The 18,105-nt window shown below is 44.8% G+C and carries 14 protein-coding genes; 5 read left to right on the top strand and 9 right to left on the bottom strand.

Features of this window, described 5'->3' with window-relative positions; translation table 11 throughout:
* Positions 1-138: 138 nt before the first annotated feature.
* The 6 genes from HXT24_RS01745 to clpB all read right to left on the bottom strand — a co-directional run bounded on the left by HXT24_RS01745 (position 139) and on the right by clpB (position 8,249).
* Complete coding sequence (locus tag HXT24_RS01745; protein ID WP_422119510.1) at positions 139-1,128, bottom strand: ABC transporter permease subunit; 990 nt, start codon at positions 1,126-1,128, stop codon at positions 139-141.
* A complete protein-coding gene (locus HXT24_RS01740; RefSeq protein ID WP_422119509.1) occupies positions 1,125-2,129 on the bottom strand; it encodes an ATP-binding cassette domain-containing protein in 1,005 nt (334 codons plus the stop codon). Before HXT24_RS01740 ends, HXT24_RS01745 begins: the two co-directional genes overlap by 4 nt.
* Positions 2,130-2,263: 134 nt before the next feature.
* Positions 2,264-3,070 (bottom strand): TrmH family RNA methyltransferase, encoded by an 807-nt coding sequence (locus tag HXT24_RS01735; RefSeq protein ID WP_116438129.1) that lies wholly within the window; start codon positions 3,068-3,070, stop codon positions 2,264-2,266.
* A gap of 57 nt (positions 3,071-3,127) precedes the next feature.
* Entirely contained in the window at positions 3,128-3,976 is an 849-nt protein-coding gene (locus HXT24_RS01730; protein WP_422119508.1) for a hypothetical protein, read from the bottom strand.
* Positions 3,977-4,034: 58 nt separating this feature from the next.
* Complete coding sequence (gene rmuC / locus HXT24_RS01725; protein ID WP_422119507.1) at positions 4,035-5,375, bottom strand: DNA recombination protein RmuC; 1,341 nt, start codon at positions 5,373-5,375, stop codon at positions 4,035-4,037.
* 279 nt (positions 5,376-5,654) lie between these two features.
* A complete protein-coding gene (clpB, locus tag HXT24_RS01720) occupies positions 5,655-8,249 on the bottom strand; it encodes an ATP-dependent chaperone ClpB (protein WP_422119506.1) in 2,595 nt (864 codons plus the stop codon).
* Between the two features lie 218 nt (positions 8,250-8,467).
* On the opposite strand from clpB, the gene HXT24_RS01715 reads away from it, so the two are divergent.
* The gene (locus HXT24_RS01715; RefSeq protein ID WP_422119505.1) at positions 8,468-9,283 is read left to right on the top strand and encodes a fumarylacetoacetate hydrolase family protein; all 816 of its coding nucleotides are present in this window, start codon (positions 8,468-8,470) and stop codon (positions 9,281-9,283) included.
* Between the two features lie 25 nt (positions 9,284-9,308).
* Here the strand turns inward: HXT24_RS01715 and HXT24_RS01710 are convergent, their stop codons facing one another.
* The 3 genes from HXT24_RS01710 to HXT24_RS01700 all read right to left on the bottom strand — a co-directional run bounded on the left by HXT24_RS01710 (position 9,309) and on the right by HXT24_RS01700 (position 12,099).
* Complete coding sequence (locus HXT24_RS01710; RefSeq protein WP_422119504.1) at positions 9,309-10,109, bottom strand: YggS family pyridoxal phosphate-dependent enzyme; 801 nt, start codon at positions 10,107-10,109, stop codon at positions 9,309-9,311.
* 34 nt (positions 10,110-10,143) lie between these two features.
* Positions 10,144-11,193 (bottom strand): glutamyl-Q tRNA(Asp) synthetase, encoded by a 1,050-nt coding sequence (locus tag HXT24_RS01705; protein WP_422119503.1) that lies wholly within the window; start codon positions 11,191-11,193, stop codon positions 10,144-10,146.
* A 174-nt stretch (positions 11,194-11,367) separates the two neighbouring features.
* Positions 11,368-12,099 carry an MIP/aquaporin family protein gene (locus HXT24_RS01700; protein WP_016828755.1) on the bottom strand — a complete coding sequence of 244 codons (732 nt, stop codon included), beginning with the start codon at positions 12,097-12,099 and terminating at the stop codon, positions 11,368-11,370.
* Positions 12,100-12,674: 575 nt separating this feature from the next.
* Between HXT24_RS01700 and HXT24_RS01695 the strand changes: the two genes are divergently transcribed.
* From HXT24_RS01695 to upp, 4 genes are all read left to right on the top strand, one after another.
* On the top strand, positions 12,675-14,912 hold the full coding sequence (locus HXT24_RS01695) for an RNA degradosome polyphosphate kinase (protein WP_422119502.1): 2,238 nt from the start codon (positions 12,675-12,677) through the stop codon (positions 14,910-14,912).
* Positions 14,913-15,193: 281 nt separating this feature from the next.
* Positions 15,194-16,357 (top strand): NUDIX hydrolase, encoded by a 1,164-nt coding sequence (locus HXT24_RS01690; protein ID WP_422119501.1) that lies wholly within the window; start codon positions 15,194-15,196, stop codon positions 16,355-16,357.
* 46 nt (positions 16,358-16,403) lie between these two features.
* The gene (locus HXT24_RS01685) at positions 16,404-17,066 is read left to right on the top strand and encodes a hypothetical protein (RefSeq protein ID WP_016828750.1); all 663 of its coding nucleotides are present in this window, start codon (positions 16,404-16,406) and stop codon (positions 17,064-17,066) included.
* A gap of 297 nt (positions 17,067-17,363) precedes the next feature.
* Complete coding sequence (gene upp, locus HXT24_RS01680) at positions 17,364-18,002, top strand: uracil phosphoribosyltransferase (RefSeq protein ID WP_004114100.1); 639 nt, start codon at positions 17,364-17,366, stop codon at positions 18,000-18,002.
* Positions 18,003-18,105: the final 103 nt, after the last annotated feature.

The following is an 18,105-nucleotide window of genomic DNA, read 5'->3' as shown; positions in this document are numbered from 1 at the left end:
TTTATAATTAAAGATAAATGAATACAAAAAAGGGCTTTATCTTGTAGCCAGTTACGAGATAAAGCCCTTATTTTATTTGTATTATCTGGGTTATTTATTTTATTTGCAATTTTATTTGCGAAATATTATTTAGATATTTTAAATATCGCGATGCTTTTCAATAACGTGGCCAATTGCATACATAACTACACCCCAAGCAAGAACCACTAAACCGGACTGCCACCATGTGAAAACATATGCGTTTGGTGGAAGTTGCAGGCCAGAATTAGCGGAGGCTCCTAAGAATTGGCTTACAGCACTGCCTGGCAAAATCTGAATAAGTATTGAAGTCCACTTCGCAAAATTGCTTGCAAGCATAATAATGCTAACAATGGTCTGCAGAATCACCACGGCTCCAATAACGCACATAATTCCGCCAGCAGTTGACTTGCAAATCATGCCAAAACCGTAGGCCATTGCTGACACAACAACCATAATTGCAGGAGAGCCAAGGAACAGAGTAAGCGGCAATTTCCACACGTTGCTTCCCGATAATCCGGAAATGTTATCTCCCATAAAAGCTAATTCTGCAGCAGCTAAAGAAACTGCCATTGCAATAAGTTGGGCTACAAAAACATAGATTGCAACCGCAATAAACTTAGCCGTAAAGAACATACCCCTTTTAGGTACAGCAGTAAGAGAAGCCTGAATCGAAGTTGTAGAATGCTCCGCGGTTACAGCAAGCACTGCAAAAATTGCCAAAACAATCAAAGATACAGAAGCAAAGCTAATAACTAAGTGGAAAATGCTATCTTGAGATGCAATAAGGCTACTTTTATTGCTCGGCCCAACAGTAATTGCAGCGCTTGATTTGCCTTGATTTGCTCCATTCTTAATGTCAACTTTAGACATTGCTTTTTGCACAATCGCTATAATAAAGCTAAAGATTACTGGCAAAACAATTGTTAATGCCATGCACCACCATGTTGACGCAAGTCCGCGCAACTTAACAATCTCGGATTTAAGCGTGTGCATAAATGTTAGACGCAAGTGCTGAGCGTTCATGCTGCGACCTGTTTTATACGCGTTAGACTGATGTGCGTTAGATTCAGAAGATTGCACTTGTTGATTTGCTACTTGCTCACTCATTTTGCACTCTCCTCACTATTAGATTGCTCTACGTTTTGTTCACTCGGCTTCGAGCCGCTGCTAGGAACAGCCTTCGTTACATACTGCTCTTGACCGTGTGTAAGAGCCAAATATGCTTCCTCAAGTGACGCGTGCTCGTAATTAAGCTGATATACCAAAATTTGATTATCCGCAATTGCTCGCGCAATCTGGCTTAGTTCGCAATCTGTTATTCTAAAAAGTTCGCCTTCTTGAACGTCTTGAGGTGTGCGATTATCTGGCAAAATCTTGCACTCAGGATGATTTTGAGCAAGCACTTGCTTTAATTTTTCGCCTTCTGGAGTTACAAGTCGCACAGCGTGCTGCGAATGTGCATCAACAAAATCCTGCACTGTTGTGCGCTCCAAAATTTCGCCATGCGCAATGATAACCAAGTTATCTGCAGTGAGCGCAACTTCGCTCATTAAGTGCGAACTAAGTAGTATTGCGCGGCCTTCGCTTGCGTAATACTTGCATAATTCGCGAACCCACTTAACGCCTTCTGGGTCTAAGCCGTTAATCGGCTCGTCCAAAATAAGATTGTGTGGATCTGCTAAAAGAGCCGCCGCAATGGAAAGACGCTGGCTCATACCAAGCGAGAAAGATCCTGCTTTGCGGGTTTTAACACTTGATAATCCAGTAATATCAATCACTTCGTCAACGCGCTTTTTTGATATTCCGTGAGTTAAAGCCAATGAATACAGGTGGTTGTAAGCCGTACGGCCCCTGTGAGCAGACTTTGCGTCAAGAACTGCTCCAACTTCCGTCATTGGAGAGGCAATTTTTGCGTAAGGTTTGCCGTCAATAAGAGAAGTGCCACTATTGGCATGAATAAGATTTAACGCACAACGCATGGTGGTAGATTTACCAGCGCCGTTAGGGCCCAAAAAGCCAGTGACTTTACCGTCTTCGGCGACGAAAGAAACGTCGTTAAGCGCTGTTTTTTCGCCAAAACGCTTTGTAATATGTTGGAATTCTAACATAACTTAACAATATCACAAATAAAAAAAAAATATAGATTAAATGTAAGCGTTTATAAGTACAGGCTATTGCGTTTTGATTAATATTTTTGTTGAAATTTTGCTGCTGAAATTTTAATTAAGATTTTAATTAAGATTCAGCAATTTGGTGCTGCATGTTGCGCAATCCACGCGTGCATGGAAACAGCTGCGGCTGCTCCTGCGTTTAGTGAGCGAACAGAGCCGAATTGCGAAATATAAACAACGTCATCCGCCATTTCTAGCGCTTTTTTAGAAAGACCTGGACCTTCTGCGCCAAAAAGCATAAGGCAACGTTTAGGGAACTTGTAGTTTTCCATAGCAACAGCGCCTGGAATAATATCGAGCGCTATAACGCGCGCGTTTTTAGCGTCTTGTTCCTTGATATTTGCGATTTTTTCGGCTTCTTTATTGCCATCTGCTTGTGCTTTAAGCAAAAGTTGATGCGCTTCTTCTGCTTCTTTAAGCATATCTTCGCGCCAATTAGTCACTAGAGTTTCAATCGTAGGGCAACACTCAACGTATTGGTATAGCTCAGTCATTAACGAGCCTTTACGATTCCATTTATGAGGCCCTACAATATACACTTTTTTCGCTGTAAATGCGTTTGCAGTGCGAACCATAGAGCCTATGTTGAAATCGTGAGTCCAATTTTCTACAGCTACTTCAAACTCGTGACGGCCTTTAGAATCGAGATCCGCTTTTATGGCTTCTACTTTCCAGTATCGGTAGCGGTCTAGTACGTTACGCTGGTCGCCTTCGTCTAGTAATTCAGTGCTAAACCGCGCATCGTAATTTGGCGATTCTGGATTATCTGGACGAGGCTCACCTGGATGTTCTTCTTCCCATGGGCCAACTCCTATAGGTCGGAATTCTGGCTCATCGGAAGCTTTTGCAGCCAAAGTAATTGGATTCGGTTCGTGCATGTGTGAGTTTTGCTCCGTTTAATACTTTTGCTTAGTATTGGCAGCTAGTATTTGCAATTAGTCTTGGCAGCCGTCTGTTGCGCAATCTCCTGTGCAACCTGACTTGCAGTGTCCACCGCAGCAGTTGTCTTCGCAGCATGGCTCAGTGCAACCGTCATGAGTACAATCACCAGTGCACTCTACTTTACAATGGCCACCGCAGCAATTATCTTCGCAGCAAGGCTCAGTGCAACCGTCATGAGCGCAATCTCCCGTGCATTTAACCTCGCAATGACCGCCACAGCAGTTGTCGTTGCAGCAATCTTCATGTTCTGCATCTGCACGTAATTCCTCTTCACCGAAAGCTTGAACAAATGCCATTTTAGTACTCTCCTCACTTATTGGATTTACTAATTGAAGATGCCTCGTGCCTTGTTCGTCGGCGTCAACACCACCAATTAATGCAACTATAGCAAGAATTTGCGCGCCTTGCTGATTAACAATGCCAAAATCAAGACTTAATTCATTGCCGTGTCGTAAAGTCACAAGCGAAGAAGTTTGAACATACGATTTTTCAGAAAGCCAAGAATCAAGCAACAATACTCGCTTGCCTTTAACTGACGGACCTTTTGTTGCAGGAAAAACAAAATCCATAACAAAGCCGTCAAGCGCAATTCCTTTACGTTCTGCAGCATGAATAAGCGCAAAAACCATTGGCACTGCAGCAGCAGTTAACGCACCAACTGCGTCAACATCGCGTTCTAACGAATACCCAGCTTTCTCAATTGCGTCAAAAAGAATATCGCCAACTAACTTAGAGCCGCGCTGATCAAAAGTAACAGAAAACAGTTCGCTAAATGGTTTCGCACTCATATCCGCACAAAGCATACGTTTAAGCTCAGCGCGTTCCTCTTGTAATTCTGCCATTTTTGCACTCCTTAGCGTTTAGAGTTGTTCAATTTTTGATGCTTTAATGTTTTTATGCTTAACGATCTTCTACTGATACTTCCGGAGCGCTCAGCTCTTTAACATCAGCTTTATCAGAATCTATAAGATCTATTGAAGCAATAACTTTACTTTGATCTAACTTCTGAAGTTTACGCGCTGTTACCAACACTCGCGACTCAAGCGAGGAAGCAAACTTATTGTAAGCTGCAACTGTTCTTGCCAAAGATACGCCAAGTTTTGAAGCATTTTCTCCAAGAACCGCAAAACGATCGTACAATTCTCGAGATAAATCGAAAAGTTCTTTTGCATCATCTGTAAGACTTTGCTGCTGCCATGCGTACGCAACAGACTTAAGCACAGCCCACAAAGTAACTGGTGAAGTGAGGGCTACTTTTTGCGCAAAAGCATCATCCATAAGCGTTGGATCCGCTTCAAGAGCCGCCTGCAGCAATGCTTCGTTTGGAATAAATGCAACTACAAAGTCTGGTGCTGTTTCAAAAGCCTGCCAATATGCTTTAGCTCCTAATACTCTAACGTGTTCTCGCAAAGCCTTAGCATGCGCTTTTAGAAGCTCGCTCCTTCTAGCTAATTCTTCGTCGCTTGCGTTATCTGGGATTTCGCAAGCGCGCTGATAATCCGCATACGGAACTTTTGCATCAACTGGAATTGTTTTGCCTCCTGGCAGATGCACAACCATATCTGGTCTCTGCTGCTCGCTATTTACTCCAGTTACAACAACTTGCGTATCAAAATCAACATGCTCAAGCAAGCCTGCAGATTCAACAATATTCTTTAGTTGAGCCTCGCCCCAAGCTCCGCGAACCTTATTATTTCGCAATGCTGCAGAAAGCGAACTTGTTTCGCGGTCAAGCCTTGTTTGCTGCTCACTTAAGCCTTTAAGCTGAGTGCTCAGCACACCCATTTCTTGCTTACGCCCTTCTTCAATCTGAGAAACTTTATTCTTCAATGCTTCGAGATTGTCTTTTACTGGAGCAAGCGCTTCCAAGACTTTACCTTGCTCTTTCAAAGTTTTTTCACGATTTAATCGTTCGCGTTCTTCTCGCTCTGCACGCAATTGTTCTTCGCGATTCACTCGCAATTGTTCTGCTTGCTGCGCTTTTAACAGCTCAGACTCCACAAATTTCAATCGTTCAGCAAGCTGCTCTGCTTGTGTGCGATACCGTATAGCCTGATTGCCATTTTCCTGCGCTTGAGCGCGCGCTTGCTCGTACTGCGAGCGCAATTCGCTAAATTCGCGTTGACTTACGCCATTAACTCCTTGCATTCCAGAGTTGCGCTTAACAATAGCCAACACAACAATGGCGGTGATTACAATAGCAACCACCATTAAAACAAGCATCACAATATTATCGAACATACGTTCTATTAAACACTATTGAGTTGACTTTTGAAATATAATTAGACGCGTCTTTTAAGCGCGTTCAAAATAAAGCAATAATACTATCAATAATGAAACGCTATCAGCAATAACTCGAAAAATTAAGGGGGAAATCCACCTTTTTATTACAAGTTAATTCTACAAATATTTTTTATTCAGATACAAAAATAGCGTGCTGTCTACTGGAAAATAATCCAATAAACAGCACGCTTTGTTTTATTTGGCTACATGATTTGACTACATTAAATAATGCATAGATTACGCAATCTTGAGAGTTACATGGTCGTCGCTCTCTGCACAATCCGCAACTACGCGAGCGCCATCATGCACCTTGCCGGAAAGCAGCAATCGCGCAAGTTGATCGCCAATTTCTGTCTGAACCAATCTACGCAACGGACGAGCACCGTAAACTGGATCATAGCCATGCTCCGCAAGCCAAGCGCGAGCAGAATCGCTCACATCCAAGCTAATTCGGCGGTCACTCAAGCGTGCAGCTACTTGACGAACTTGAATATCCACAATTCCACCAAGCTCTTCGCGAGTAAGCGGATGGAACATAACAAGCTCATCCAAACGGTTGATGAACTCTGGCTTAAACTCAGCGTGAACAGCGTTCATAACAGCCTTACGCTTAGCTGCATCATCCAAGCCTTCTTGCACAAGGAATTGCGAACCCAAGTTTGATGTCATAATCAAAATCGTATTCGTAAAATCAACCGTTCTACCTTGTCCGTCAGTCAAACGACCATCATCCAAAACCTGCAACAAAACGTCGAATACTTCCGGATGCGCCTTCTCAACTTCGTCAAAAAGCACTACAGAATACGGACGTCTACGCACGGCTTCAGTAAGCTGGCCTCCTTCCTCATAGCCAATGTAACCAGGAGCAGCACCGATTAGACGCGAAACAGAAGCCTTTTCCATGTACTCGCTCATATCAATGCGAACCATTGCACGCTCGTCGTCAAACAAAAAGTCGGCAAGAGCCTTAGCAAGCTCCGTCTTACCAACGCCAGTAGGACCCAAGAATAGGAACGAACCAGTTGGGCGATTCGGGTCTGCAATTCCAGCACGGCTTCTGCGCACAGCATCCGCTATAGCGCGGATTGCTTCGCTTTGGCCAACAACGCGCTTAGAAAGCTCCTTTTCCATGTTGAGCAGCTTCTCATTTTCGCCTTGCATTAAGCGACCAACAGGAATGCCAGTCCATTCGCTAACGACTCCTGCAATAGAATCGGCATCAACCTGGTCTGGGACCATCGGCTCTTTCGCTTCACTCTTAGCGTTAGCAGCCTCAGACTCCGCTTCTTCCAAAGCTTTTTGAATGCTTGGAATTTCGCCATACAAAATACGGCTTGCTTGCTCCAAATTGCCTTCACGCGTGAATTTGTCGGCTTCTACGCGCTTAGCATCGAGTTGCGCTCGCAAATCACCAACCTTGTTGTGACCAGCCTTTTCCGCATCCCAACGCGCTTTCAATCCAGTAAGCTTTTCGCGCGAGTTAGCTAATTCTTCCTGCAACTTTTCTAAGCGTTCGCGTGCAGCAGCATCTTCCGCCTTCTTTAATTGCATTTCTTCCATTTCAAGACGCGTAACTTTGCGCTGCAATTCGTCGATTTCTTCTGGCTGAGAATCAAGCTCCATGCGCAAGTGAGCTGCCGCTTCATCCACCAAATCAATCGCCTTATCTGGAAGCTGTCTGCCAGTAATATAGCGGTTTGAAAGCGTTGCTGCAGCTACGATTGCATCGTCACTAATAGTCACCTTGTGGTGTGCTTCGTAACGTTGCTTAAGTCCGCGCAAAATCGTCACCGTATCTTCAACAGAAGGCTCGCCAACAAACACTTGCTGGAATCTGCGTTCAAGCGCCGAATCTTTTTCAATATGCTCACGATACTCGTTAAGCGTAGTTGCACCAACCAAGCGCAGCTCACCGCGCGCAAGCATTGGCTTAAGCATATTGCCAGCATCCATTGAACCTTCTGCAGATCCTGCGCCAACAACAGTGTGAATTTCGTCAATAAACGTAATAATTTGACCGTCTGATTGTTGGATTTCCTTCAACACTGCCTTTAAGCGTTCCTCGAACTCGCCGCGATACTTCGAACCTGCAACCATCGAAGCCAAGTCGAGGCTTATAAGACGCTTGTTTTGCAAAGTCGTAGGCACATCTCCTGCCACAATTCGCTGAGCCAATCCTTCTACAACTGCCGTTTTTCCAACGCCTGGCTCGCCAATTAGCACAGGATTGTTCTTGGTTCTGCGAGAAAGAATCTGAATCACGCGGCGAATCTCCTGATCTCGCCCAATCACAGGGTCAAGCTTTCCTTCGCGAGCGCGTGCAGTCATATCAACCGAATATTTTTCGAGCGCTTTGTAGTTGCCTTCCGCGTCTGGACTCGTAACTTTCGCGCCTCCGCGCACAGTTGGCACAGCCTTGCGCAACGCGTCTGCAGAAACATTGTGCTTTTTGAAAATATCCACAACAGCATTCGGCGCGCTTGCAACTATGCCAATAAGCATGTGCTCAGTAGAAACGTATTCGTCTCCCATTGTGCGCATTTCTTTTTCTGCCTGGCTTAAGGCAGCCAAAAGCTGACGGCTTGCGTCTGGCTTAGTTGTAGTTGAGCCAGTAGATGAAGGCAATGCCACTAATGCGTTGCGAATTTCAGCGCCGATTTGTTGCGCATCTGCCCCTGCCTGTGCAATAAGCGCGCGCACTACGCCTTGCTCTTGGCGAAGTAAGGCATCTGCCAAATGTAACGTATCTACTTGCGCATTGCCAGCCGCCGCCGAGCTTTGCACAGCATCGCTTAATGCATCTTGCGCTAAGGTTGTAAACTTCTGTTCCATATTTACCCCCATTTGCACCGCTATCTAGCGGATTTTAGGTGATTTGCGTGCACTTTTTGCGATTGCACTCAAACCACATTCTGTCAATTTCTAAAACTTGAGTCTACTACACTCAAGTTTTGTTTTCAAGATGTTTGTGGCGTTTTCTTATACAACGGTTGCTTGCGACTTTTCCTAAGTATTTTCCTAAGTATTAAATATGTCGTAATCTTAAAAATATGAGAATTGCACGTTTTTCCTATAATGAAGTTCCGCAGTACGCTTTCGTTCAAAAAGATGAAGCAGACGGCAAGGATTATTTAGTAGCGCTAGAAGGTCACCCACTAAGCCCTCAAGGAGTTAAGCCAACAGGCAAGCGCTACGAGTTAGATGCCGACGGCGTGCGTCTGCTTGCACCAGTGATTCCTTCAAAAGTCTACGGATTGGCAAAAAACTACGATACGCGTTCTACTGAAGAGCGCGCATCTTCTGCTGCGTCTTCAAGTCATACGGCAGCAGATATGGTGATTTTTACAAAGCCTAGCACATCTGTAATAGGACCTGACGATCCAATTGTTATTCCTGCTTTTTCAAACGATATGAATTTTGAGCCAGAAGTGGCTGTTGTTATGGGCAAAATCGCCAAGAATGTGTCGGTCGATAAGGCAATGGACTACGTTTTTGGCTTTACATGTGTAAACGACGTAACTTTACGTGATTGCGCAGGCAGCGATCCAATGTTTACGCGCGCAAAAGGATTCGACACTTCTTGCCCACTTGGTCCATGGATTACAACCGAGCTAAATTGGCGAGACGCGCATATATCCTTTACGCTTAATGGCAAAGATGTGCCAGAGGCGAACGGCACTACAGCGCGATTGATTCACAGCATCCCAGAGCAAATTGCTGCGATTTCAAGCTTCTCAACACTTCTTCCAGGAGATGTTATTTTGACTGGAACGCCGTATCCTGCAGGAACTTTGCACGCTGGCAATGAAGCGATTGTGCATGTAGATGGCATTGGTTCGCTGCGTAATGTGATTATGCATGCGTAATTAAAATCATCAATTTGACTTAAAACTACACAAATGCGCGTGGGCCAAAGATTGCCGAACCGATTCGAACCATAGTAGAGCCTTCGGCAATCGCCCACGCAAAATCGCCGGACATTCCCATCGAAAGCTCTAGTTTTGCAGAGTTTTCATCATGATCTTGCGCAAGTTGTTCACTCACACAATCTCTAATTTCTCGCAATTTTGCGAAACCGCTTCTCACTATTTTTTCATCATCCACGCGCGCTCCGAGCGTCATAAATCCGTGCAAATTAAGCGCAGGCAGGCTAGATATAGCGAGAGATTCGTCAATCGCACGTTCCGGCACACATCCGGATTTTGTAGATTCTCCCGAAACATTCACTTCCAACATAACGTCTGTGCAAAGTCCCAAATTTTGCGCGCGAGCAGATATTTTTTGCGCAAGTTCAATGCCGTCAACCGACTGAATACCATTTGCAAGCGGTAAAACTTTGTTTATTTTATTGCTTTGCATCTGACCGATTAAGTAGAGCGGAATTTTTCCATTTACGCCAACGCTTAAATTTTCGCGCGCAGCTTCCTTGCGTAAAATCTCGGCTTTTGCGACAATTTCTTGCGGTCGATTTTCCCCAATTACTCGCACTCCAGCACGAAGCGCTGCCATAATTTCGCCAACATCTCGCGTTTTAGTTGCAGCAAGCAGCGTAACAGACTCAGCTTTTCGACCATAATGCGATTCGGCTTGAGCAATGGCGTCTTGCACACTGTGCACACCGTCGGCAATTTGACGCGCACGAACACAATCGACCCCAGTATTCGCTAAATCTTTTTGCGTCATGTATGCCATTTATTGCCCCAATCTATCATTCTAAATACATAGTTTAGTCGAGGAAGGGCACGGATTTGTCTGCTAGGTTTGCGCGAACAGAATCCCACGGCGTTTCGTCGCTTTCAAACAAAGCGAGCGCATCAGCAGCACTCATATCTACTGGGCGGGTTTGCCCAGGGTTCTTGTATCCCAAAAGATACATACAATAGCCAATCATGCGCTCGGCGCTCCAGCCAGATTCTCGAAGCGCGCCAACATCTAAAGAATGCTTACTTTTTGCGAGTCGCTCGCCTTGAGCGTTATCAATCAGCGGCAAATGCGCAAATTGCGGACGCGCATAATGTACGCCGCGAGCCACAAAAAATCCCGATTTTTCAAGCAATTCACCAATCCAAATTTGAAGTGCAGCAGAACGAAGCAAATCGCGTCCGCGCACAATATCATTTACTCCCGAAAGCACATCGTCAACAACAACAGCAAGCTGGTAAGAAAAAACGCCATCCGCGCGACGAATCACCATATCCCCCAAGTCGCGATTAATATTAAAAGATTGCGCACCAAAAATCGCGTCTTCAAAATCAATATTTGCCTCCCTCGAATCAGCCGAAGGAACAGCAAGCCGCAAAGAATGTTGTTGATTATTTTGCAAACGCTTTTCGATTTGCGCCAAGCCTTGCGCATTTTTGCGAAGATTTCTGCACGTACCTGGGTAGCGTATAAAGCCGTCGCCTTCTTGCGGCGCTGCAATCGCTCGAATATCGGAACGCGAGCAAAAACACGGGTAAATCAGGGAATTCCCGTCTCCGTCTTGCAAAGATTCTAACACATCAAGAGCTTCTTGGTAAATTGCATTGCGATTATGCTGATAAGTCGGCTCACCAACCCAATCAAGCCCAGCCCACTTCAAATCGTCAATCACTCGCGCGCTTGCATCCTTCGGCATTCGCGCAATATCGAGATCTTCCAGGCGCAAAATCATGCTTCCACCTTGCGACTTTGCAGAAAGCCAAGCAGCCAACATTGCTACCATATTGCCAATATGCATACGCCCAGAAGGAGTCGGCGCAAAACGACCAATTGCAATAGGTGACTTAGAAAACATGATTTCGTCTTTCTAATATCTTTCTTAAAATCTTTCTTAAAATCTTTCTTAATAAGCACAAGTTTGCAAAGCATAAACTTGCAAAATAAAAAGCGCGTAACGCATTCATACTAGCATCACGCGCTTCTTACAACCGCAATTAATCACAATCAATAACAGTTAAAAGCAACTGTTTTATGCAAATAGCGACTTAAACATAAGCACGCCCAAAATTGCGCCAGCAGTAGGGGCTACGACTGGAATCCACGCCTCGCCCCAACGAGAAGAACCCTTGTGCGGAATAGGCAAAATGGCGTGGAGCAAACGTGGCATAAGGTCTCGAGCAGGATTCAAAGCAGGACCAGTCGGACCACCCATAGAAGTCACCAATCCCCAAACAACAAAGCCGACTACGATTGATGCTCCAGCCAAATTCTTCTCTCCCCAAGGAGAAGTAAGGCAGCAAAGCGCAGCCAAAACAAGCACGAGCGTACCAAAGAATTCGTTTAGGAAGTAGTTAAGCTTGTTATTGTAAGCATCCGTAGTGCAGAACGTGCCAAGAATAGCCTCTGGCTCTTCGGTTTCGTTGTAATGTGGCAAATAAGTTACGTACACAATAAGCTGACCGACCAATGCGCCCAAAAGCTGAGCCACAATATACGGAAGTACGTTTGCCCAAGGGAACATTCCGCAAACAGCTTGCGCAATTGTCATAGCAGGATTTATGTGCGCGCCAGAAATTCCACCGAACATTAGCACTGGGAACATAACGCCAAAACCATAGCCCATAGCAATGTTTAGCCAGCCTGCGTGATGACCTTTAGTGTTTTTAAGTTCAACATTGGCAACGGCTCCATTGCCAAAAATCATAAGAATGGCAGTTCCAATAAACTCGGCTGCCAACATTACTGTAAATGAATGTTGCATGGTCCTTCGATCCTTCTTAATTGTTTTGCTGCTTTTGCTTTTGTACCACATCTCATTTTCAAAGAAGCTAAGAAAATGAATCCAGCAATTATTATTCCAACAATTATTCTTTGATAGTTTCCCCTATGAACACGACACTGCGAGTAAATATCAAATAGTCATATATCAAAAGAGGCCCGCCACACTGGCGAGCCTCTTACTTACAAAAACAATCTTCAGCGGTTCTATCTGCACAACATCCTCGTTGCAACGGTAAAGTCTTATGTATCCGTCCAACGTAATTGGAATCTAACATCCATACATTTTCTGTGGTCTACCGCTCTTTTAATTTGTTCTCGTGATTCTTATTATTACTGTTTTTTGTTCTTTAGTAAAGTACAAAACCATCTTTGTTCACATATTGTAATTAGTGTTCATTCGAACATAAAAAATAGATGGTTTTGCATCATTTTGTGAATATGCAATGGTTGTCATGTTCAGATGCGTTCACATATTGCAATTATCGGCGTGTCGAGCACGCGCAGCTGCCGACACTCAGTCGCGCACATCCCTTACAGCGCATACAATTACGGAGTATGGTACAAATTTTTGACGCTCCCTCAAAGGCGATTCTGCGCGGTCAAATTGCAGAGCACATCGCCGAAGACGAAAAGGCAGAAAAGCGTGAAGCTCGTGAGGGCGAGCTACCGTTGCCAAAAGATCGCTTCTTTGACCGCGAGCTTAGCTGGTTAAAGTTCAATCGTCGCGTGCTTGAGCTAGCGCAAAATACTGATTTACCACTTCTTGAGCGCGCTAATTTTGCAGCCATCTTTGCTTCCAACCTAGACGAGTTCTTTATGGTTCGAGTTGCAGGCTTAAAGCGCCGAATTGACTCTGGAATTGCAGTAACCGCTGCAAGTGGGCTTAGCCCGCGTCAGCAGTTGCGCGCGATTAGCGAGGTTACGCATCGTCGTCAAGATGAGCATGCGCATTATGTTATTGACCACATTTTGCCAGAGCTTGCTAAGCAGCGCATTGTTATGCTCAGTTGGGACAAGCTTACGCAATCCGAAAAAGATAGACTTTCAGACTATTATCGCAGGCAGGTTTTCCCAGTATTAACGCCACTTGCAGTGGATCCTGCACACCCGTTCCCATATATTTCTGGCAAGTCTATTAACTTGGCTGTTATTGTAGAAAATCCAAATTCTGGAAAATCGCATTTTGCTCGCGTAAAGATTCCAGATAATTTGAATCGTCTTGTTCCAGTTGACGATTTAACCGACGAAGAGGGTCGCGAAGAGCGCTACGGCTTTATTCCTATGGAAAAGTTGATTGCAGCACATTTGGAATCGCTTTTCCCAGGCATGATTATTAAAGAAGCGCGATCTTTCCGCGTTACGCGTAACGAAGATATTGACGTTGAGGAAGACGATGCAGAAAACTTGCTTAACGCTATGGAAAAGGAGCTTTTGCGTCGTCGTTTTGGACCGCCTATTCGTCTTGAGATTTCCGACGAAGCTAGCCCATTCTTGTCGCAGCTGCTGGCTAATCAGTTGCGTGTAAGCCCAGAAGAAGTCTATCGTTTGCCTTCGCCGCTAGATATGACGGTTCTTTTTGAGTTGCAGGCGCTGGATCGCCCAGATTTGAAGTATCGTCCGTTTATTCCTACTACAAATCGCCAGATTGCAGAAGTTGAAACTAGCCATGCGCAAGATATTTTCGCTTCGATTCGTGAGCATGATATTTTGCTTCATCACCCTTACGATTCGTTCTCTACTTCTGTTCAAGCGTTCTTGGCGCAGGCGGCGGCAGATCCAAAGGTGCTTGCAATTAAGCAAACGCTGTACCGCACGTCTAGCAATTCGCCAATTATTGACGCTCTTGTTGACGCAGCACACGCTGGCAAGCAGGTGCTTGCGCTTGTTGAGATTAAAGCGCGATTCGACGAGGACGCTAACATCGCTTGGGCGCGCAAGCTTGAGCGCGCAGGCGTTCACGTTGTTTACGGCATTGTTGGATTGAAGACGCATTGCAAGCTTTCGCTTGTGGTTCGTCAAGAAGCCGAAGGATTGCGCCGCTATTGCCACGTTGGTACCGGCAACTATAACCCTAAGACGGCTCGCCTTTACACAGATTTGGGCTTGCTTACTTGCGATCCTGTAGTTGGTCAAGATTTGACTCGCCTGTTTAATCAGCTTTCGGGTTACGCTCCAAAGTCTAGTTTCCATCGCTTGCTTGTGGCTCCTCGCACAGTTCGAACGGGCATTATTGAGCGAATTCGCAGGGAAGAGGCAGCGGCTCTTGCTGGAAAAGAAGCGTGGATTAAGATTAAAGTCAATTCTGTTGTTGACGAAAAGACGATTGACGCTTTGTACCGCGCGGCTCAAGCTGGAGTAAAGATTGACATTGTTGAGCGTGGAATTTGCTCGCTAAAGCCTGGCATTGAAGGATTGAGCGAGAATATTCGAGTTCGCTCTATTCTTGGCAGATTCCTTGAGCACAGCCGAATCTATGCTTTTGCTAATTCTTGCGGTCCGCAAATTGGCGATGGTCCTGCAAGTGGCCCAGAAGTGTGGATTGGCTCGGCCGATTTGATGCATCGAAATCTTGATAGGCGCGTTGAAACGCTGGTTCGCATAAGCGCTCCAGACCAGGTGGAAGCGTTGATTCAGTACATTGATTTGCAAATGGCTGATTCAACAGTTTCTTGGTGGATGGATGGAGATGGCACATACACGCTACATTCTCGCGATTCCGAAGGTCGCCCTCTAGTCGATAGCCAGGAATATCTAATTCATACTCACACACGCAAACCTCGAGGTGTGAACTGATCGCGAGTAACTAATAAACGATAGACAAAGAGCCAGATTCAGCAATATGATTCTGGCTCTTGTTGTATTTATTGCTCCTTCTAATCTGACTAAATCTCAAGCGTTCCCGCAATAGCCGAACTCTTCTACAGCACAATTTGCCAGTTTTAGTAATTTTGGGTTATATAACAAAAATATCTGGCTTACTCAGAACGCGTGCATCACAGTCATGACTGTGCACAAAATATAAAACATTATGGAACAACTAAAAGTTGCGAAGGAAAACCGCTAAAATAGTGAATATGAGTGTAGTAACGACGCGATACGTTGAGGCTGCTGGCGGAATTATTTATCGCAAGCGAAATACAATAGACAGCTCAAACACAAGTGACTTGAAAAAAACAAGCAATCAAGCGGACACGATAAGCGACGACGATTTTGAGCTTTGCCTAGTCTACCGTCCTAAATATGACGATTGGAGCTGGCCAAAAGGAAAGAATGAGCCAAAAGAATCGCATCGCCATACAGCTGTGCGCGAAGTTGGAGAAGAAACAGGCTACGCAGTCACACTCGGACCTCACATTGCACAAATAGAATATCCGCTTGAAAACGAAGGCAAAAAATCAATCTCAAAAAGCGGTGCGAAAAACAGTTCACAAAACAACAATAAAACAGAAGTAGTTAAGCGAATTCACTACTGGATGATGCGCGAAATAGACGAGAATGCCGCAATGAAGCGACTACCAGCATTTGGTCCAATAAAACCAGCAAAACCTACTGAAATTGGCAATGTTATATGGCTTACTCCTTCTAAAGCTCGCAAAAAACTCACACACGATAGCGATAGAAAAGTTTTAGATGCTTTTCTTGAAAAGCTACACGCTGGTCAAACTGAATATAAGACATTGATACTAGTACGACATGGAAAAGCTGAATCACGTAAATCATGGCAAGGCAGCGAAGCAACTCGTCCAATCACTCCTCTTGGATCTGCAGCATCCTACGCTCTAGGTCGTGAGCTTGCTTGCTATGCTCCAAATCGAATTGTCTCGTCACCCTGGAAACGTTGCGTAGAAACTGTTGCAACTTTTGCACACGATTCTTCTCTTTATATAGAACAGATTGCGGAACTTACTGAAGATCATCATGAGAATAAACCAAAATCTACATTATCTGTTCTTATAAGTGAAATACAAAATCTTGATTGCAACGCACAAAATACACAAAGCACACAAAACACAGAAGCAAATATTAACAATTCAACAGTTATGTGTTTGCATCGCCCTATTATCGGCACTTTCTTTGACTATTTGCGAGGAATCACAAAACCGCGAGCACATAAACGTATACTTAGCCAAAAATCTCCATACATGCCTACTGGTAGCGCAATAGTTTTGCATATTAGCAATACTTCTAAAGGCGCTCGCGTTATTGATATTGAAAAGGTGTTACCAATTGTCTACTAGCCTTAATTCACAATCGAGTTCTATCCATTCGAGCAGATCTGCTTTTATGCCAAGTCCAATAGGTGCAAGTCGCCCAAGCCGACCTGCACAAATGGATCCTGCAATGCTCGCGCAAATTGAAGGCGGCACAGATCCACAAATTGTAAACGAAATCAGCCACACTTCAGCGGCCGTTCTGCTTAACCGCGTGCATAAAACACAATCTCCAGAGATTGTGGAACGCGTACTGAATTTGGTTGAGAATGAGGGTATTGAGGTCATCGCAGACTTGTGGAGTCAAGCGCAACCTGATTCGCTCCCTGGAATGCTTTTTAGGCTATATTTGCTTCGGGAGTCTTTGCGTAAGCAGCGAGAAGCATATGCAGAGTATTGGAATCTTGGAGAACCTTCTGCAACTAGCGCTTCCGCAATTACTGGAATTGACGAATCTCCTACAGGAGATGATATTGCGCGACTCGCGGATTCTATTCTTTCTGGTGCTTTTACGGGCGATTTTGCTGTTGCTCTATATCGAGCTTCTGCGTTTACTGCGATTATTTCGTGCGGAATGCGTTCTTACGCGAAAAAATTAACACAGAAGATGAACGATTCCAAAAGAGATGATTCACAGCGTCTTGCTAGCGTTTTGCACAAATCCGCAAACATGCATGCACTTTCCTTATGCTTCGCTAATGGAGCTAAATTGTGGAGACTTGGAAAACTCGATTAGTTTATTTGTTATCACACTGCGTTTATTTGTTATGCCATAGCGCGGCGCGCTGAAATCTAAAAGCATGTATACTCGGGAAGTGACGCTGGCTTGTGTTTAAGCCCCGGGCTCCATTTTTTGCCGCTGCGAGCGGCGTTTGCGCCGACAGGCGCTTTCGCAAGTCAGCGTTTTTAAGTATGTTTTAATTTTCCAGCAATTCACAAAATTCAACCTTCATTAACACTTGTTTATATTTTTTCTAAATAGTCACGGCACGCCGATAGCTTAACATGCCGCGCTTGCACTAATCTAGAAGGTATGGATCTTCATGTTTTACATCATCCGCTGGTGGACCACAAGCTCACCGTTTTGCGTGATAAAAATACACCTTCTAATATTTTCCGCGAGTTAGTTTCCGAATTGGTAACTCTCGAAGCATACGAAGCAACCCGCAATTTGGAAGTTAGCGATCGAGAGATTGAAACTCCTATTTGCAAGATGACTGGCAAGCATTTGAACCGCCCACGCCCAATGGTTGTGCCAGTTTTGCGCGCAGGTTTGGGTATGCTTGACGGCATGACTCGCCTTCTTCCAACCGCTGAGGTTGGATTCCTTGGCATGAAGCGCGACGAGCAGACTCTCGACATCGTCACTTATGCTAACCGTTTGCCAGAAGATTTGACTGGTCGCCAGTGCTTCTTGCTTGACCCAATGCTTGCCACTGGTGGCACTCTTATTGCTGCTACGCACTATTTGGCTGAGCGCGGCGCTAAGGATGTTACTGCTATTAACATTTTGGCAGCGCCAGAAGGCTTAGAACGCTTGGAGAAGGAAATTGATCCTTCTATTGACTTTAAGGTTGTTGTTTGCGCCGTTGATGAGCACTTGAACGACAAGGCTTATATCGTTCCTGGTCTTGGCGATGCTGGCGATCGCTTGTATGGTTTAATTGACTAATACACTCACCAAATCAAGCGAAAGCTAGAATATAAAAACTAGAATCAAAAACTACAAAAAGCCTGCTGATTTGCAACACTTTGCAATTTTCAGCAGGCTTTTG

Origin of the sequence: Gardnerella sp. DNF00354, from assembly GCF_049262755.1 — a bacterium.
Lineage (GTDB): Bacteria > Actinomycetota > Actinomycetes > Actinomycetales > Bifidobacteriaceae > Bifidobacterium > Bifidobacterium vaginale.
Note: the sequence above shows the minus strand (reverse complement) of the source record. Positions and strands in the feature narration are given on the sequence as shown.

Excerpts from the sequence above, each read along its gene's own strand:
- HXT24_RS01745 (WP_422119510.1), bottom strand. The coding sequence starts at position 1,128 with ATGAGTGAGCAAGTAGCAAATCAACAAGTGCAATCTTCTGAATCTAAC.
- HXT24_RS01740 (WP_422119509.1), bottom strand. The coding sequence starts at position 2,129 with ATGTTAGAATTCCAACATATTACAAAGCGTTTTGGCGAAAAAACAGCG.
- HXT24_RS01735 (WP_116438129.1), bottom strand. The coding sequence starts at position 3,070 with ATGCACGAACCGAATCCAATTACTTTGGCTGCAAAAGCTTCCGATGAG.
- HXT24_RS01730 (WP_422119508.1), bottom strand. The coding sequence starts at position 3,976 with ATGGCAGAATTACAAGAGGAACGCGCTGAGCTTAAACGTATGCTTTGT.
- rmuC (WP_422119507.1), bottom strand. The coding sequence starts at position 5,375 with ATGTTCGATAATATTGTGATGCTTGTTTTAATGGTGGTTGCTATTGTA.
- clpB (WP_422119506.1), bottom strand. The coding sequence starts at position 8,249 with ATGGAACAGAAGTTTACAACCTTAGCGCAAGATGCATTAAGCGATGCT.
- HXT24_RS01715 (WP_422119505.1), top strand. The coding sequence starts at position 8,468 with ATGAGAATTGCACGTTTTTCCTATAATGAAGTTCCGCAGTACGCTTTC.
- HXT24_RS01710 (WP_422119504.1), bottom strand. The coding sequence starts at position 10,109 with ATGGCATACATGACGCAAAAAGATTTAGCGAATACTGGGGTCGATTGT.
- HXT24_RS01705 (WP_422119503.1), bottom strand. The coding sequence starts at position 11,193 with ATGTTTTCTAAGTCACCTATTGCAATTGGTCGTTTTGCGCCGACTCCT.
- HXT24_RS01700 (WP_016828755.1), bottom strand. The coding sequence starts at position 12,099 with ATGCAACATTCATTTACAGTAATGTTGGCAGCCGAGTTTATTGGAACT.
- HXT24_RS01695 (WP_422119502.1), top strand. The coding sequence starts at position 12,675 with ATGGTACAAATTTTTGACGCTCCCTCAAAGGCGATTCTGCGCGGTCAA.
- HXT24_RS01690 (WP_422119501.1), top strand. The coding sequence starts at position 15,194 with ATGAGTGTAGTAACGACGCGATACGTTGAGGCTGCTGGCGGAATTATT.
- HXT24_RS01685 (WP_016828750.1), top strand. The coding sequence starts at position 16,404 with ATGCCAAGTCCAATAGGTGCAAGTCGCCCAAGCCGACCTGCACAAATG.
- upp (WP_004114100.1), top strand. The coding sequence starts at position 17,364 with ATGGATCTTCATGTTTTACATCATCCGCTGGTGGACCACAAGCTCACC.